At 62.0% G+C, this 16,094-nt stretch carries 14 protein-coding genes; 8 read left to right on the top strand and 6 right to left on the bottom strand.

Annotated features, from left to right (window positions below; translation table 11 throughout):
• From V7773_RS23865 to V7773_RS23845, 5 genes are all read left to right on the top strand, one after another.
• Window positions 1-1,529, top strand: a 1,529-nt coding sequence (locus tag V7773_RS23865; protein ID WP_336075530.1) for a hypothetical protein, incomplete at its 5' end; no start/stop codon positions are given.
• A 96-nt stretch (window positions 1,530-1,625) separates the two neighbouring features.
• A complete protein-coding gene (locus V7773_RS23860) occupies window positions 1,626-3,290 on the top strand; it encodes a ShlB/FhaC/HecB family hemolysin secretion/activation protein (RefSeq protein ID WP_218190628.1) in 1,665 nt (554 codons plus the stop codon).
• Window positions 3,291-4,020: 730 nt separating this feature from the next.
• On the top strand, window positions 4,021-4,857 hold the full coding sequence (locus tag V7773_RS23855) for a response regulator transcription factor (RefSeq protein WP_086936660.1): 837 nt from the start codon (window positions 4,021-4,023) through the stop codon (window positions 4,855-4,857).
• Window positions 4,857-7,256, top strand: a complete 2,400-nt coding sequence (locus tag V7773_RS23850; RefSeq protein ID WP_336075526.1) for a hybrid sensor histidine kinase/response regulator — start codon at window positions 4,857-4,859, stop codon at window positions 7,254-7,256. The genes V7773_RS23855 and V7773_RS23850 overlap by 1 nt, the downstream gene beginning before the upstream one ends.
• Before the next feature lies 1 nt (window position 7,257).
• A complete protein-coding gene (locus V7773_RS23845) occupies window positions 7,258-9,609 on the top strand; it encodes a TonB-dependent receptor (RefSeq protein WP_336075524.1) in 2,352 nt (783 codons plus the stop codon).
• Here V7773_RS23845 and V7773_RS23840 read toward each other — a convergent pair.
• Window positions 9,593-10,678 carry a sensor domain-containing diguanylate cyclase gene (locus tag V7773_RS23840; protein ID WP_336075522.1) on the bottom strand — a complete coding sequence of 362 codons (1,086 nt, stop codon included), beginning with the start codon at window positions 10,676-10,678 and terminating at the stop codon, window positions 9,593-9,595. The two genes, V7773_RS23845 and V7773_RS23840, sit on opposite strands and share 17 nt — an antisense overlap.
• A gap of 497 nt (window positions 10,679-11,175) precedes the next feature.
• Here V7773_RS23840 and V7773_RS23835 point away from each other — a divergent pair, with 497 nt between their 5' ends.
• Window positions 11,176-11,541 (top strand): DUF6124 family protein, encoded by a 366-nt coding sequence (locus V7773_RS23835; protein ID WP_063322871.1) that lies wholly within the window; start codon window positions 11,176-11,178, stop codon window positions 11,539-11,541.
• A 71-nt stretch (window positions 11,542-11,612) separates the two neighbouring features.
• Here V7773_RS23835 and V7773_RS23830 read toward each other — a convergent pair whose 3' ends face one another.
• Both V7773_RS23830 and V7773_RS23825 read right to left on the bottom strand, forming a co-directional pair.
• The gene (locus V7773_RS23830) at window positions 11,613-11,843 is read right to left on the bottom strand and encodes a DUF7683 domain-containing protein (RefSeq protein WP_063322870.1); all 231 of its coding nucleotides are present in this window, start codon (window positions 11,841-11,843) and stop codon (window positions 11,613-11,615) included.
• Window positions 11,840-13,033 carry a colicin E3/pyocin S6 family cytotoxin gene (locus V7773_RS23825; RefSeq protein ID WP_336075520.1) on the bottom strand — a complete coding sequence of 398 codons (1,194 nt, stop codon included), beginning with the start codon at window positions 13,031-13,033 and terminating at the stop codon, window positions 11,840-11,842. Before V7773_RS23825 ends, V7773_RS23830 begins: the two co-directional genes overlap by 4 nt.
• 256 nt (window positions 13,034-13,289) lie before the next feature.
• Here V7773_RS23825 and V7773_RS23820 point away from each other — a divergent pair, with 256 nt between their 5' ends.
• Complete coding sequence (locus V7773_RS23820; protein ID WP_336075519.1) at window positions 13,290-13,538, top strand: DUF2442 domain-containing protein; 249 nt, start codon at window positions 13,290-13,292, stop codon at window positions 13,536-13,538.
• Between the two features lie 153 nt (window positions 13,539-13,691).
• On the top strand, window positions 13,692-13,922 hold the full coding sequence (locus V7773_RS23815) for a DUF6429 family protein (protein WP_123342658.1): 231 nt from the start codon (window positions 13,692-13,694) through the stop codon (window positions 13,920-13,922).
• Window positions 13,923-13,940: 18 nt separating this feature from the next.
• Here V7773_RS23815 and V7773_RS23810 read toward each other — a convergent pair whose 3' ends face one another.
• The 3 genes from V7773_RS23810 to V7773_RS23800 all read right to left on the bottom strand — a co-directional run bounded on the left by V7773_RS23810 (window position 13,941) and on the right by V7773_RS23800 (window position 15,970).
• On the bottom strand, window positions 13,941-14,207 hold the full coding sequence (locus V7773_RS23810) for a Rho-binding antiterminator (RefSeq protein ID WP_336075517.1): 267 nt from the start codon (window positions 14,205-14,207) through the stop codon (window positions 13,941-13,943).
• 73 nt (window positions 14,208-14,280) lie between these two features.
• Window positions 14,281-15,168 carry a dihydrodipicolinate synthase family protein gene (locus V7773_RS23805; protein ID WP_336075515.1) on the bottom strand — a complete coding sequence of 296 codons (888 nt, stop codon included), beginning with the start codon at window positions 15,166-15,168 and terminating at the stop codon, window positions 14,281-14,283.
• A 19-nt stretch (window positions 15,169-15,187) separates the two neighbouring features.
• Window positions 15,188-15,970, bottom strand: a complete 783-nt coding sequence (locus tag V7773_RS23800; RefSeq protein ID WP_336075514.1) for an aldolase — start codon at window positions 15,968-15,970, stop codon at window positions 15,188-15,190.
• Window positions 15,971-16,094 lie beyond the last annotated feature (124 nt).

Genomic DNA, 16,094 nt, shown 5'->3' with positions numbered 1-16,094 from the left:
TCGATGGCAAGACCACCCAGGATGCCAACGGCAACATCACCGCCGACGGCCTGGCCCTCAACGGTGGCGACTTCGAGTTGCGCAACAACGGTAACGTGGTGGGCGACATCGCCAGTGACGCGGGCAAGGTCGCCTTCAACAACACCGGCAACCTGAAGGTCGGCACGCTGACCGAAACCGACGGCAACGGCAATGTGGTGAAGGTCACCACCGGGGTGAACAACACCGGCGACGTCAGCATCGGTACCCAAGGTGACTTGGCGATCAACGAAGCCCTGGCTACCAGCGGCAACGTGTTCCTGAACATCAGTGGCAAGACCACCCAGGACGCCAACGGCAACATCACCGCGGACGGCCTGGCGCTCAAGGGCGGGAATTTCGATCTGCGCAACGCCAGCAACTGGGTCGGCGATATCGCCAGCCGAGCGAAGGATGTCAGCTTCGTCAATCGGGCGGACGTCACCGTCGGCAGGCTGACCGAGACGGCGCTGGACGGCACCCGGCTGGATCAGATCGTCGGTATCGGCAACACCGGCAAAGTCCAGGTCGTGACGACCACCGGCAACATCACTCTGGCCGAGAACGTCAGCACCACCAGCAATGCCGCCGATGCGATCGTGCTCAACGCCGGTCAATCCGCTTCGGCGGGCGTGGCTGCGGGCGGTGACGTGAAGGCCGACGCGGGCGTGACGGTGTCGACCGGCGCCGGCGGCCGGGCGGTGATCTACACCGGCAGTCTCGCTGGCAGTACCGGTGTGGTGGATGTGGTCGGCAGTGGCAGCGGCAATTTCCGCTACAACAGTGACGAGCAACAAAGCAATTTCGGCAGGGCCCTGGGCAACACGGGCGTGCATGCCGTTTACCGCGAGCAGCCCGTCCTGGTGGTGTCCACCAACGGCGCGACCACCCAGACCAAGGTGTTCGATGGCCAGACCACGTTCAACGGCGGCGGTATCGCCGGTTATGACGCCAACGGCCTGTGGAACGGCGACACCAAGCCGATGCTCGGCAACCCACTGTATTCGGTCGGCACTCAAGGCCCGGGTTCGCACCTGATCAACATCGGCGGGCTGGCTGACCTCGGTTACCTGATCGTGAGCAGTCCGGCCAACGCCAATCTCACCGTGACGCCGTCGATTGATTATGACGCCGTCCGGCAGAGCGTCGCCGATGCGACACGCGTCGGCGCAGAGGTGAGTTCGCCCCATGCACCGGAGCTCAACCCGTCCCAGGCGAAACCGGTCGACTGGTCTGATCACGGAGTCGATGACGGCGGTCTGTTGCTGGTGGACCAAGGCGGCACGCGTGCCAACGGGAATGCGGGCGACGGCGCGGGCAACGCCCTGGCGCAAGGCGACAGCGATTCGGCTGCCCAGGCCGAGGACACCGCCAGCGAGCGGGAACTGGCCGGGAACGTCTGCGCCGATGGCGGCGTATCCGAAGGCGGCGCCTGTGCGGCCTACCCGCCGCAGACCGTGTTCGTCGTGCGCGGCGGCGTGCGCTTGCCGAGCCTGGCCATGCGTCCCTGATCCCTGACATCCACCTTTTCATTTGAAGGAACCCTTGGCCACGTCCCCGGACGTGGCCAAGGGCTCAGGCAACCCGAATTATTCGAGATTGATTCCATGCATAACAAACTGATGTCCTGCGCGGCTGGTCTGGCGTTGTTGTCCACTTCCCCGGCTTGGGCGGCGACCCTGCCGGCACGCCCGATTCCCGACGCCGGCCGTATCCTCCAGGAACTGCCGATTCCGCAGCAGGAATTGCCGCAAAGCATTCGCCTGGATGTGGAAGCACCGCTACCGGAGCAGGAAAAAGTCGGCGGCGCCAAGGTCCAGCTCAACGCCGTCCATTTCACCGACAACACGCGCATCGACGAGGCCAGCCTGCAGCGTGTCGTCGCCCCGGCTATCGGTCGAGCCCATGACCTGGACGAGCTGCGGGAAGTGGCCCGGCAGGTCACGCTTTATTACCGTGAGCAGGGTTACCCGTTCGCACGTGCCTATTTGCCGGCCCAACGCATGGCCAACGGGGAACTGACTATCGCGGTGATCGAAGGCCGTTATGGGAAAGTCACCGCCACCAACGACGATGCGAAACTGGCCGCGCAGGCGCAGCCGTTCCTGGGTGACCTGCAACCGGGCGACGTGATCGAGCGTGATCGGCTGGAGCGCAGCATATTGGTGCTTTCGGACTTGCCGGGCGTGGCTGTTCGTCCGGTGATCCGGCCAGGTGAGGCACTCGGCACGGGCGATCTCGATGCCAAAGTGAGCAAGACCGAGGCCTTCGAGGGCAAGGCCACCCTGGACAACCATGGCAATCGTTATTCGGGGCGCAATCGCCTGACGGTACAAGGCGACTGGAACAGCCCGCTGATGCTGGGCGACCGGCTCAGCGCCGCGGTGATGGCCACCGATGAAGACTTGTATTTCGGCAGCCTCGGCTACTCGATGCCATTGGGCACCTCTGGCCTGCGTGGCAACGTGGGTTATGCCCAGAGCGCCTATGACCTGGGCGCGGAATTCGCCGACCTGGGGGCCACCGGTACCGCTGAGGTCAGCAGCATCGGCTTGAGCTACCCGCTCCTGCGCAGCAACCAGGCGAACCTCATGTTGGCTGGGCAGTACCAGCACAAGGAGCTCGAGGATAAGTACGAAGTGCTGGGCCTCAGTTTTGAAAAAAGCAGCAACACGCTGCCCATCAGTTTGCAATTTGACGTGAGGGACACGGTATTGGGCGGCGGCATCACCTACGGCGGCGCGACGCTGACCTACGGTGACCTGAAACTGGATTCGGCCCTGCGCGAGGGCGACCGTCAGACCGCACAGACCGAGGGCAACTTCAGCAAAGTGAACGTCGACCTCGCACGTCTGCAAGCGCTGCCGGCCAACTTCACGCTCTTCGCCCGTTTCCTCGGCCAGTGGAGCAACGACAACCTCGACTCCTCCGAGGACTTCAGCCTCGGCGGCATCGATGGCGTACGGGCTTATCCGCAAAGCGAAGGTTCGGGCGACGAAGGCATGCTGACCCAGATCGAGCTTCGTTACCCAATCGACAAGCTCACGCCCTACCTGTTCTGGGACGCCGGCAAGGTGCGCATCAACCACAACGAGTGGGCCGATGAGGAAAACACCCGCAGCATCTCCGGCGGCGGTGTGGGCCTGCGCGCTCAATATGGCCAACTCTCCTTCGACGCAACAGTCGCCTGGCGTCACTCCGGCGGCGAAGCGCAGAGCGATACCCGCCAGGAAAACCCGCAACTGCTCGCGCAGATCGGTTACTCGTTCTGATCGATTACCGCGCATTTAAGGAACTCAACAACCCGTGGCGAGGGAGCTTGCTCCCGCTGGGCTGCGCAGCAGCCCCAAAGCAGTGAACTCAATCTATCTGGTACACCGAGTTGTCTGGTTTGGGGGCCGCTTCGCAGCCCAGCGGGAGCAAGCTCCCTCGCCACAGGGTCGCCTGGCGTCACTCCGGCGGCGAAGCGCAGAGCGATACCCGCCAGGAAAACCCGCAACTGCTCGCGCAGATCGGTTACTCGTTCTGATCGATTACCGCGCATTTAAGGAACTCAACAACCCGTGGCGAGGGAGCTTGCTCCCGCTGGGCTGCGCAGCAGCCCCAAAGCAGTGAACTCAATCTATCTGGTACACCGAGTTGTCTGGTTTGGGGGCCGCTTCGCAGCCCAGCGGGAGCAAGCTCCCTCGCCACGGGTGAACAGCGTCAACCGCGTTGGCCGTCTCGCCTGTTGTTCGCTGTCAAAGCTCGCCTGGGCTGATGTCCAGGTGCAGCCACTTCTTGTTTTCCATCCCTCGCCACATGCCTCTACGCCTCGCCAAGGCCCTTGCGTATCAATGGACGCCTCGGACGAGACGACCATTTATCGCCGATTAAGAATTTGATAGCTTCAGTTCTCATTTGATCTGCCGCTATATCGGTTTGTTGCCGGCCCGAAACGTGCTTCCTCACTTGGCAATTGCGCGACAGCGACCTGGCTAAACACAAAAAGAGACCTGGCGAATGGACAACGGACGATACGAAAGGCAGGTATTGACGGCGGCAGGCGCGGCGGCGTCCGAGCCGTTGCCACATATTCTGCTGATCGACGATGTCCCCGAAGACATTCGCGCCACGCTCATCCTGTTGAAGACCCAGCCCTGGCGCATTTCCCTGGCCAGCGATGCCTACCAGGGTTATCAACGCGCCCTTGCCCTGCGTCCCGACCTGATCGTCCTGGATGTGCACATGCCGCAAATGGACGGCTTCAGCCTGTGCCGGTTATTACGCGAGGCACCGGCCACCCGGCATACCCCGATCCTGTTTCTGTCCTCGGCCAATACGTCGTTGGAGCGGTTGGAAGGGTTGACCGTGGGCGCGGTGGACTACATCCCCAAATCCTGCGCCCCCGAGGAAGTCCTGGCGCGCATCAGGATCCATCTGCAATTGACCTGGCGAGCGCCGCCGGCCATTGCGGACAACCCGGCCGATCCGGAACCGCAAGGCGATGAAATCGTGCTGCGCGCCGCGATGCGACTGATCGAAAACCAGCTGGACGACATCCCGTCCCTGGGCATGCTCGCGCAAAAAGTCGGCACTCATGAAAAGCGCCTCTCCGCCATTTTCCGCGAACACCTGGGGATGACCGTGTTTGCCTACATTCGCGACGCGCGATTGCGGCGCGGCCAGGAACTGCTCTCCGAAAGCGCCATGAGCGTGCAGGACGTCGCCGAAGTGGTGGGCTTTCGCAATGCCTGCAACTTCACTACGGCGTTTCGACAGCGAATCGGCATGACGCCCAGCCAGTTTCGCCAGCAGACCCTGGGCCTCGTTGATGCAGAGTCGGTCGGGCGCGCCTGATGCGGCTCCTACAGTTCCTGGTGCTGACGATTGCCTTGTTGTCCGCCGGGCTGCTACACGCCGCGCCCGTGGAGCTGTGCCGGGCTGACCGTCTGGACCTGATGCCTGCGGCGCAGATTTTCGAAGACGCCCAGGCCCACTTGAGCCTCGAAGAAGTCGCCCGACTGCCCGACACCCATTTCAACCCCGCAACCCCGCGCTGGCCGAGCCAAGGTTACAGCCGCTCCGCCTTCTGGTTGAAATGGCAGCTCACCAATTCCAGCGATGCGGCGTGTTCGCGCTTGCTGGTGGTCGGGGCGCCGCGCCTGGACGACATCCGCGTCTATCAATCTTCAGCCGGGCGCTGGCGTGATGCCCACGCCGGAGGCGTCTATCCCTTGGCCGAATGGCCCCAACCGGCGGCACGTCAGCCGGCATTCCCGGTCTCGCTGGCGGCGGGGGAGAGCGTCACGGTGTTCGTCCGCGTGACGAGCCATTTCCAGCTGTTGCTGGAGCCGGAACTGTGGTCCGAACCGGCGCTGCTGCGCAGTCAGCAACAGACTTACCTGAGCGACGGGCTCGCCCTCGGCATCGTCCTGCTGGTCGTGCCGTTCGGCTTCATCGTCGGCTGGATCCTGCGCTCCCGATTGCTGAGCGTGAATGCGGGCGCGGTCCTGAGCTATATCCTGCTGACCTGCATCCTCAACGGCTACCTGATCTACTGGCCCACCGCGCTGGGCTGGACCCGGGAGCTGTTGACCTGCGCCAGCGCAATCTCGTTCGTCCTGTTTCTCGCCTACTTCCGCGTGCTGTTGCAGGTGTCCGCATTGCCCAAAGTCATTGGCTGGAGCTATTGGCTGCCGCTGTCGGGGTGTGTGCTCGGCCGGCTCTGGTGGCTAAAAGTCGATTCCGTCCAGGGCGCGCAGGTCGTCCAGATATCCCTCATGAGTTTCTACGGGGTGCTGCTCGTCACGCTGTTCATGGCCTGGCGCAGACGACTGAGCTACAGCTGGCTGGCCTGGCTGGTGTCGGGGCTCTTGCTTGCACAATTGCTGATGCGGATGCTTTTCCCCCAGGAGCAATTGCCCTGGCAGTCGCCCCAAAGCAAATACAGCTTATCGTCCACACTGCCAGGCGTGGCGTTGCTGGTGTGCACGTTGATCATGGAAGTGGCCCGCAGCCGCAACCGCGAAAAGCACGCCCTGGCCACCCTCGAACAACAGCGCCAGGCCGAGCACGAACGCCTGGAAAGCACCGTGGCGCTGCGCACGTCGCAGTTGCGCGACTCCCTGGCGGCCCGCAGCGCGTTGATGGCGCGCATCAGCCACGACCTGCGCTCGCCGCTGGTGCGCATCATCGACTATGCGCGCCTGTTGCACGCCGGGCCCAACCGCGACTATCAAGCGACCATCGAGCGCAACGCCCGCCAGCAACTGGAACTGATCGACGAGATGCTCGAGTTTTCCCGTGGCGAGCTGGAGCAGATGCAACTGACCCTCGCGCCGGGCTACCTATACGGGTTCCTCAACGAGATAGCAGGCGAAGCGGGCTTTCTCGCCGCACGCCAGGGCAACACCTTCGAAGCTGTGCTGGCAGACGACCTGCCGCCACTGGTGGAGGCCGACTTCAAACGCCTTCGGCAGGTGCTCATGAACCTGCTGGCGAACGCGGCGAAATTCACCCTCAACGGCCAGATCCGCTTCGAAGTGGATTGGGCCCCGGGCGCGACCACAGATACCGTGGAACTGCGCTTTAGCGTAATCGACACCGGCATCGGCATCGACCCGCAAGAATTCGAACAACTGCTGCAACCGTTCCGCCGCGGCCGCAATGCCCAGCGCTATGAAGGCAGCGGGCTGGGCCTGTCCATCGTCACGCAACTGCTGGAACGCATGGACAGCCGCCTCGAACCCCAAGCCACCGGGCAGGGCAGCCACTTCAGCTTTCGCCTGCAATTGAATTGCGCCCAAGAACACGACCTGGAAAACGGCATCGTCGACAACAATGCCACGCCGTTCGACGGCCAGGGTAAACACGTTCTGCTGGTGGACGACGTCGAGCAGAACAGCGAATGGCTCTACGACCTGCTGGCCGGTTACGGTTTCGATGTCAGCATCGCAACGAACGGTCAAGACGCTTTGGCCTGCCTGGCTGAGCAGCCAATCGACCTGCTGATCAGCGACCAGATGATGCCCGGCATGGACGGTTGGGCGCTGCTGCGCCAGGTGCGCGAGCGTTGGCGCCATCTGCCGGTGATGCTCTATTCGGCGGTGCCGCCCCGCAGGCCGCAGGATTATCCCGAGGGCCTGGCCTTCGACGCGGTCCTGCTCAAGCCCGCCGACAGCCGTGAATTGCTGGCGCGGGTCAAGGCACTGGCCTGCCCGGACAGCACGCGTCGCGCATTGGCTCGGGAGCACTAGCATGCCGGGTTTGGGTCATCGGCTGCTCTTGCTCGGCAGCCTTTCGATGTTGCCCTGGGCGTCGGTCCAGGCCGAACAAGCGGCGCCCAGCGCCCTCACGCTCGACGCCACCACCGTCACCGCTCGCCGCCGCGAAGAGGATCCGCAAGACGTGCCGATCCCGATTAACGTCCTCTACGGCGAGTCACTGGACGAGGCCGGCCTGCACTCTCTTCGAGACATTCAACAGCGCGTGCCAGGCTTGATCGTGTCCGGTCACGACGCCCGTTACGCCGGTTTCGGCCTGCGCGGCTTCGGCGCGACCGCCTACAACGATGGCCTGGAAGGCAGCGTCGGCACCTACGTCGATGGCGTCTACCAGGCGCGCCAGGGCATGGCTTTCACCGAGTTGATGGACATCGAGCGCATCGAAGTGCTGCGCGGGCCCCAGGGCACCTTGTTCGGCAAGAACACCACCGCTGGCGCACTGAATATCATCACCCGGCAACCGACCTTTGAGCCCGAAGCCAACCTCGAAGCCAGCTATGGCGAGCGCGGCTTGCGGGAATATCGCGGAACGATTTCCGGGCCGTTGCAGGACGATGTGCTGGCCGGCCGACTCAATGTTTTCGACAGCGCCACCGATGGCGCCGTGGAAAAACTGCAAGACGGCGCCCGCCTCGGCGACGCCGACAGCCATGGCCTGCGTGGGCAATTGCTGTGGACGCCGACCCCGGACTTCAGCGCCCGCCTGATCGCCGACTATGCCGAGCAAAACGAAGCCGGCAACGTTCTGCTGGTCAATCACTACAGCCAACAGACCCGCAAGCGCGCCCAGTTCCTCGGCTATCCATTGTCGGAGCCCGACCCTTACAAGCGTGAGGCACGCATCGACGCGCCGGGGCATCCGCAAACCCTGCAGAACGGTGTCTCACTGGAATTGAATTGGGACCTCGACGAGGCGATGCGCCTGACCAGCATCACCGCCTACCGCGACTGGGACTACCGCGCCACCCGCGACAGCGACAGCACCGCGCTGTCCGTGGCCGAGTCCGAAACCGAGCTGGGCCACCGGCAGTTCAGCCAGGAATGGCGCCTGTCCGGCACGGTAGGTTCGTCCGTCGACTATGTGGCCGGGCTGTATTACCTGCGCCAACAGCTCGACCGCGAGATAGATGCCGAATTTGGCCAGGACGCCGCGCCCTGGTTCGTCGGCGATCAGTTGGAAGCCTTGCGCAAGCTCTACGGCATCACCTTCACCGACCCGAAGCAGGTGCCGGCGATGCTGCTGGACGGCGCCCGGCAACGCTATGACGGCGAGCAAAAGGGCGACAGTCGAGCCATTTTCGGCCAGGTTTCCTGGCGCCCGATCGAACCACTGGAACTCACCGGCGGCCTGCGCTACAGCCAGGAGCGCAAGGACGGCTGGATCTCCCGCGACGTCAGCAACCTCGCCCCGCTGACGGGTTTGCCTGCGGTGTTCCAGGCCGGTGGACTGTTGCTGCGCGACATTGCCCTCGGTGGTGGTTACTACCGCGAGGATTCGATAAAGGAAAACAACGTCTCCAGCCTCCTCAGCGCCAGCTACCGCTTCAGCGATGGGGTGATGGGCTACGTCAGCTGGTCGCGGGGCTACAAGGCCGGCGGCATCAACTTCGACGTGGTCGGCCCGTTCACCGCGCCCACCTTCGAGCCGGAGCGCGCCACGTCGTTGGAGCTGGGCATGAAGACGCGCTTCTGGGACGAGCGCGCGTTGCTCGACCTCGCCGTCTACCAGACCGACGTCGACAACTACCAGGCGCTTACCTACAGCCCGCCGACGACCATGTTCGCGCCACCGCTGCGGGACAATCTGATCAATGTCGGCAAGGTTCGCCTGCGCGGCATCGAGCTGGACTCCGCCTGGCAACTCACCCCGCGACTCACCGGGCGCCTGGGCCTGGCCTGGAGCGATGCACGCTACCGCAGCTTCCCCAACGCCCCGTGTCCGCCGGCCTCGGGCCAATGGACCTGCGACCTCAGCGGCGACCGCCTCTACAACGCGCCGGAATGGAACCTCAGCAGCGGCCTCGACCACACCCATCCGCTGCCCTACGGGCTGGAAGCCTTCAGCGGCATCGACTACAGCTTCCGCACCGGCTACTCCGGCACCCTCGAAGGCGGCGAAGGCAGCTATCAACCCAGCTACGGCCTCACCAACCTGCGTCTGGGCCTGCGCAGCCAGGACCGCGCCTGGGAAGTGGAAGGCTGGGTGCGCAACGTCTTCGACCGCAACTACATCACCGCCGTCTATTCACTGCTCGGCGCCGGTGACTATGGCGTCATGACCGGCAGCGAAAGAACCCTCGGCACCACCGTCAGGCTCCGCTATTGAGCGAAATAAACCGCGTCGGACAAAACGCCAGACGATTGCCGCCGGCCTTTTTCGACAGGTACATCGCCTGGTCCGCCTTGCTGATCAGCCCATCGACTTCCTGCCCATGCTCAGGAAAGAACGCCACGCCGATACTGGCGGCAATCTCCACCGTTTGCGCGCCAATCAGGATCGGCGCATTGGCCGCCGCCAGCATCCGCTTGAGCAACGGCTCGCTGTCCTCCACCGCGTGCAAACCCACCAGCCCCGCCACGAATTCATCGCCACCGAGGCGCGCCAACGTATCGCCCTCACGCAACGTCGCATTGATCCGCGCCGCGACAATCTGCAACACCCGATCCCCCCAGTCATGCCCGTAACTGTCGTTAAGCGCCTTGAACCCGTCCAGATCAATGAACGCAATGGCCACCTTGTGTTGGTGAATCCGCGCCTTGCCCAGCGCCTGGCGCATCCGCTCGGCCAACAGCAATCGATTGGGCAGTTGTGTGAGGGCGTCATAACGGGCATCGCGCTCCAGTAACTGAAGGCGTTGCTTCACCTGCGTCATGTCGCTGAGCAGCGCCACATAGTGCTGCACATTACCGTGACGGTCATGCACGGCACTGATGCTGATGCGCGACGTCATCTCCCGACCATCCTTGTGATGGCTCTGAATTTCACCGGACCAATGCCCGTGGAAATCCAGCGCATTCTTCATCGGCGCATAAAACGCCGCGAGCCGACGCACCATGCGATGGGAGTTCAACTCCCGGCCCTGCACCTCGTCTTGCCCGTAACCGGTGAGGCGGGTGAAGGCCTCGTTCACGGCGATGACCCGGCCGAATGGGTCGACAAGGATGATGCCTTCGCGGGCATGGCTGAACACGGTGGCGGCCAGCTCTGGGCACAGGGTGTGGAGGCGACGGTCCAGGGCACCTTCGTCGCGAGTGGCCGGCCAGGACTTGTCGTCGAAGCCTTGTTGCGCCAGGTAGCGCACCAGGGAGGAAAGCGCCCGGTGCAGGTGGGTCAGGGCATTCGTGGCGAGCCTGGAATCCAGGCAGTAGCGACGGATGAAGGTGCGTAGGTTCATGGGGGCACACGGTGCTCGGTTGTAGCGCTAGGGGGGTGGAAAGAAGGCATTATCGGGGTAGGGATTTGTGAGGGGCTTTGCTGGAGCGGATGGGGGCTTTGCGGAAGGGGATGGAGTGGAAAGATTTTTTGCGTGGGCTGTAGGAATGTCAGTCGCGGCTGTCAGCCATTGGGCAGCCGCAACTCGCCAGGCCACAGCGCCTTGCGCCTTTGCCTACAACTACGCCAGAATCCGCCGGCTTGTGCGCCTTGGGTGGCGTCGGTAGTTTGGGACCTGTCACTGCACATCAGTGATCGGGTTTAGTCGCCCGTCGTTGCTAAGTCGCTCAAGCGTTCATCAGTCAGGTATCCCCATCCCTGCACTCGATGGTGGCTGTGCGCAGGGCGCCCTCGGGCGCGCCGATTTCTTAGCTCGTCGGTCGACTAACCTGCGTACAGCTACCTCCCAATCGTTTAGTCGCGAGCGGGACGTAGCCCAACCCAAAGAGAGCTAAGGCTATGGTCAAAATTACACCGAATCCTCCAGTTACAGATACAGATGAACCCACATCACGTGCCCAATCGGCTCGCAACAAAAAGCTCGACGAAGCGGCCACTCGTGCCCTGGATTACTACCTGAAGCCCAAGCCTAAGGGCGAAACGTCTGATAAGTCGGACTCCATTTTACGGATCGACCCTGGGGCTGATTCTGAATGTTTGCTTGCGAACCTCAGTGAGAACCTGGCGTCGGCGAATGCCATGATCAACGATTTGGCGTTTGATCTGGACGGGGCTCGGCGGCATGTGGCGTTGGGGATTTTGCAGGTGATCGAGGTGAGTGAGCTGTTGGCGAATCGGGCGTTGGATATTGTTGAGGTGAGGTAGCGACTCAGCTACGGCGGTATAAGAATAAGGTCTTGTCTAACAAGACCTTATTCAAAAAATGACCGCATTCGTCATTCAAGGCAGACGATTTGAACGATGCGGTTATCACCATGAATGGTTGTGTGAGTCCACTCTTCTATGGTCGTTATCTGCTGTGGTGACAGGTCGTAGACAAAGCAAAAATCTTCAGGCTTTGTCCAGCCCATAAGTGCGGCCAACGGGTCCATGTATACGCTTGGGACTTCCACGGTCTGTATTAGCTCTTCGGTAGTCTGGTCAAAAATTTCAACGACGGGCTTCATTTTTCTACTTTCCTTGTCGGATCGGCGGGTTTGGTTTGTTCGCCAGTTATCGGATCGAACTCGCCAAGGTGTTGACCCTGTTTTGTGTACAGCTCTACGGCGCCGTGCTGTGAGTCCCATTCATAAATTTTGCCTTTACGATCCTTCCATCTTCGACGTTTAACGCCACCACCACGTACAAAGGTTTTGGAAGGAGCAATCGTAGCGTCTGGAAACGCTGGAAGCAGCGAGGGGGGCTTGTAGTACTTATGATCCCCCGGAACACTCAAAACCACATAAACCGGCCGAACCCCCGAATCCGCCGGAAACACCAGAATGAAATCCTTGTACTCCGGCGGATAGATCGGATCGACGATAATGCTGTCGGCTACTGGCGTCGGCGGATAGATCCAGATATGAGGCGCCTGTGGCGCCGCTTCCAGGGCGGGGATGCCGAGGACGTCGGACGGGTCGGTGGCCGGGGTCCAGATCAGTTCGATGCCATCACCCAGGTCGGCAATGAATTGATCGGCGCGAGGGGTGAACTGGACGACGTCGACCATTTCCCAGTCGCGGTTCTGGCCGGTGTAGAAGCCGTAGCCCTTGAGGCTGCCGTCGGCCTGCTGCTCGACGCTCAAGCGCATGCGGCTGCGGGCCTGCTTGAGGTGACGTAGCTGGTCTTCGCTGTAAAGCGCGCTGTCGCCCAGGCTGGAAGGCCAGAGCAGGGCAACGATGCCTGTCAGCAGGGCAGCGCCGACGGTGCCGCCGGTAACTGCAGCCGAGGAAGTCGCCGAACCGCCTAGCGCGAGCCTGCCCAAGGCAACGGGAGCCGTGCCAGAGCCGATCTGCTTGAGGGGGATCGCGCCAGATGGATCGGCGCTGCGACCGCCGAGCCACATGAGTTCGCCGTACTGCTTGACCAGATCGGCAGGGACGTAGCCGTTGGGGTTGCTGTAATCGATGATACCGTTGGGGAGCTTGCAGCTCTTGGCAAACACGCTTCCGGTTACGGTGGGTAGCGGCTTGTTAGCCGCCATGGCCCAGCGCTCTCGTTCATAGGCTGCCTGCCGGGCAAGCATGGCTTCATAAGCTTGCTGCCGGGCTTCGCGCTCGGCCAGTTCGCTGGCGGTCATGTCCCGATAAGTGACGTAATGCCCATCACCACCGGGCGGGTTTCGGACCTGGGGGATGTCTTTTTTGCGTGTCGCCACGTAGTGAGTCTCGTCCAGTGAGTGCGAGACAGACGCTAACGCGGGAGGACAGGGGCGCGATGTAGGAGGTTTCTTGAAGTGGCTGCTCCGGTTTCATCAATACAGGTCGGGCTGGCTGTTGAGGGGCGGAGTAAGCTGAAGCGTCAGCGGGGGATGTCAGTCATTGGGCGGCAATCAGACTGCGGACCGGCAGCGTGTATGGAGTTAACAGAATTGGAGGCGCTGACTCATGATCAGCAAAGCCAGAATCAGAAGCATGAAGCCTGCCCCCGGCAAACATGCCTTGCAGGTGGAGTTTGCCAACGGTAAGCGCTACGACGTTGACCTGCGGGAACACATCCGACAATTCCCGGTGCTCAAGCCCTTGGAGGACCTGTCGTTGTTCGGCATCGCCCAAGTGGGCGAATGGGGCTTCGATGTGAGCTGGGGGGATGACCTGGAACTGGCGGCTGTCACCTTGTATCGCTTGGCGTTGGAGCAAGCGGGTGAAGTAGTGCCAACCTAGACACTCTCGGTTGGATCTTATGAACCCGTGCCGTCATGGAACACCCCCCCGCGCCAGACAGCTAAACTCTCTACTTATCTTTGACCAGATAGGGTTTAGGAGACGCTGATGCTGATTCGGCGTTACCAGCCAAGCACGCGTGGAGCAGCGACCATGGATTACGACGACAAATTGATAGAAGAAGCTGTGCTTGCCTTGTTGGCAGCCTTCAGTTCCGACGATGGCAACGCCTGGAAAGGTTTCGACTTCGAAGTCATGAACCGATTGCATGAACAAGGCCTGATCAGCAATCCGGTAAACAGGAACAAATCGATCTGGTTGACGGCTGAAGGGCTGGAGCGAGGTCGGCAGCTTGCCGACAAGTTATTTGGGACAGAGCGTTGAGGGGCGCGTCTGAACGGATTACCCACTCGCCAGCACAACCCTGCCAAACCGGGCGTTGTGATCCCGCGGCGTAATCGCCAGCAACTGATCGAGACGAATCTCCTGGCGACCTTCCGCAGTCTCCACATCGAGAAACTCCTCCCGCGTGGAGGCGGTACGCGTGGTGATCGCACGGGCGGTCAGGCGTTGGCCGTCAATCAGTTCGATGTCCAGCGTGTAGCCGTACAGGCAGGCAATTTCCAGGTAATCATGCAGGTCGCAGTTCAACGGTTGATAGGTCTTCATCTCAAGTGACCCCCAATGGAGCGAGCGGACAGGTCAGGGTGCCACCTGTCCGTCGCAAGATTAGAACTCTGAATCAGAGCAGTTGTTTCAACATCGCCTGCAGTTGCTGGTTACGCGCCTCATCCAATGGAAAAACCGGCAGACGCGGATCGCCGACCTCCAGGCCAAGAGTTCGCAAACCGGCCTTGATGGTGGCGGGCAAACCGCCCTTGAGGATGAAATCCAGCAACGGCAATTGACGATAGAACAACGCCCGGGCCTGGCTCAGGTCGTTCGCCAGAACGGCGGCGTACAGATCGAGGTTGAGCTGCGGGATCAGGTTCGGCGCGGCGGTGCACCAGCCCTTGGCCCCGGCCGCGAAGGCTTCCAGCGCCAAGGGGTTGCAACCGTTGTAAAACGGCACCTGGCCTTCGCCCAGCAATTGCAGCTTGTGCATGCGCTGAATGTCGCCGGTGCTTTCCTTGACCATGGTGACGTTATCCACTGCGTTGAAAATCCGCAGGATCAGCTCCACCGACATGTCGATGCCGCTGGTGGCGGGGTTGTTGTAGAGCATGATGGGCAAGTCGATGCTGGCGCCGATGGCCTGGTAGTGCGCGAGGATTTCCGCCTCGCTCAGTTTCCAGTACGAGGCCGGCAACACCATCACCACATCGGCGCCCTTCGCCTGGGCAAAGCGTGCGCGACGTACCGCCTTGGCGGTGGTCAGGTCAGACACGCTGACCACGGTCGGCACCCGGCCGGCGACGCGGGCGATGCTGAACTCGCTGACCTGGTCCCACTCGGCGTCGCTCAGGTAGGCGCCTTCGCCGGTGCTGCCCAGGGGCGCGATGGCATGCACGCCGCTGTCGATCAGACGGTCGATGGACCGGCCCAGTGCGTCCAGGTCCAAGCCCTGGCCGTCGGTGGAGAAGGGCGTGATGGTGTAGCCGATGATGCCGTGGATGTTGGGGGTAGACATGGCTTCGCTCCTGGTGGGTTCAGTTCAAGCAATCGGCGTGTTGACGCAGGGTCTGCCGGGCGTAGTAGTTGAAGGCGGCCGCGTGGCGCTTGGGGCGGGCGATCCAGTCGTGGGCTTCGCGGCCCAGGTGAGGCAGGATCGGTTTCACCTCGCCGGCGGCCATGGCCAGCAATTGCAGCTTCGCGGCGCGTTCGATCAGTTGGGCGATGTTGCAGGCTTCTTCCACGGTGGCACCGGTGGACAACTGGCCGTGGTGGGAAAGCAGGATGGCGCGCTTGTCACCCAGGGCGCCGGCGATCAATTCGCCTTCCTCGTTGCCCACCGGCACACCCGGCCAGCCCTCCAGGAAGGCACAGTCGTCGTACAGCGGGCAGAGGTCCATGTGGGAAATCTGCAGCGGCACTTCCAGCATCGACAGCGCGGCGATGTGGGTCGGGTGGGTGTGAATGATGCAATTCACATCCGGCCGGACGCGGTAGACCCAAGTGTGAAAACGGTTGGCCGGGTTGGGCATGCCATGGCCCTCCAGCACCTCGAGGTCTTCATTGACCAGCAACAGGTTGCCGGCGGTGATTTCATCGAAGCCCAGGCCCAATTGCTGGGTGTAATAGGTGCCCGGTTGCGGCCCGCGCGCGGTAATCTGCCCCGCCAGCCCTGAGTCGTGGCCGTTCTCGAACAGGATGCGGCAGGTCAGGGCCAGCTTTTGTCGTACAGTCCACGTATTATCCGGCAGTGTTTTCTGCATCTGATTAACAGCATGCTGGACCAACTGGTCCTTGGGCGTCGCCAGTGTCTTGCTCATACCCGTTCTCCTGATTCGTTCTTTGACCGTTCTTGATCCGCGTCATGGAAGCTGTGAAAGGAAGGTGCTAATGACACTAAATAGACTATATGACACAAAGTGTCATTTGCAATCGCAGATTGTC

Origin of the sequence: Pseudomonas sp. 3JA, from assembly GCF_036961705.1 — a bacterium.
Classification (GTDB): Bacteria; Pseudomonadota; Gammaproteobacteria; order Pseudomonadales; family Pseudomonadaceae; genus Aquipseudomonas; species Aquipseudomonas fluorescens_Q.
This window is presented reverse-complemented; position numbering and strand designations above follow the sequence as displayed.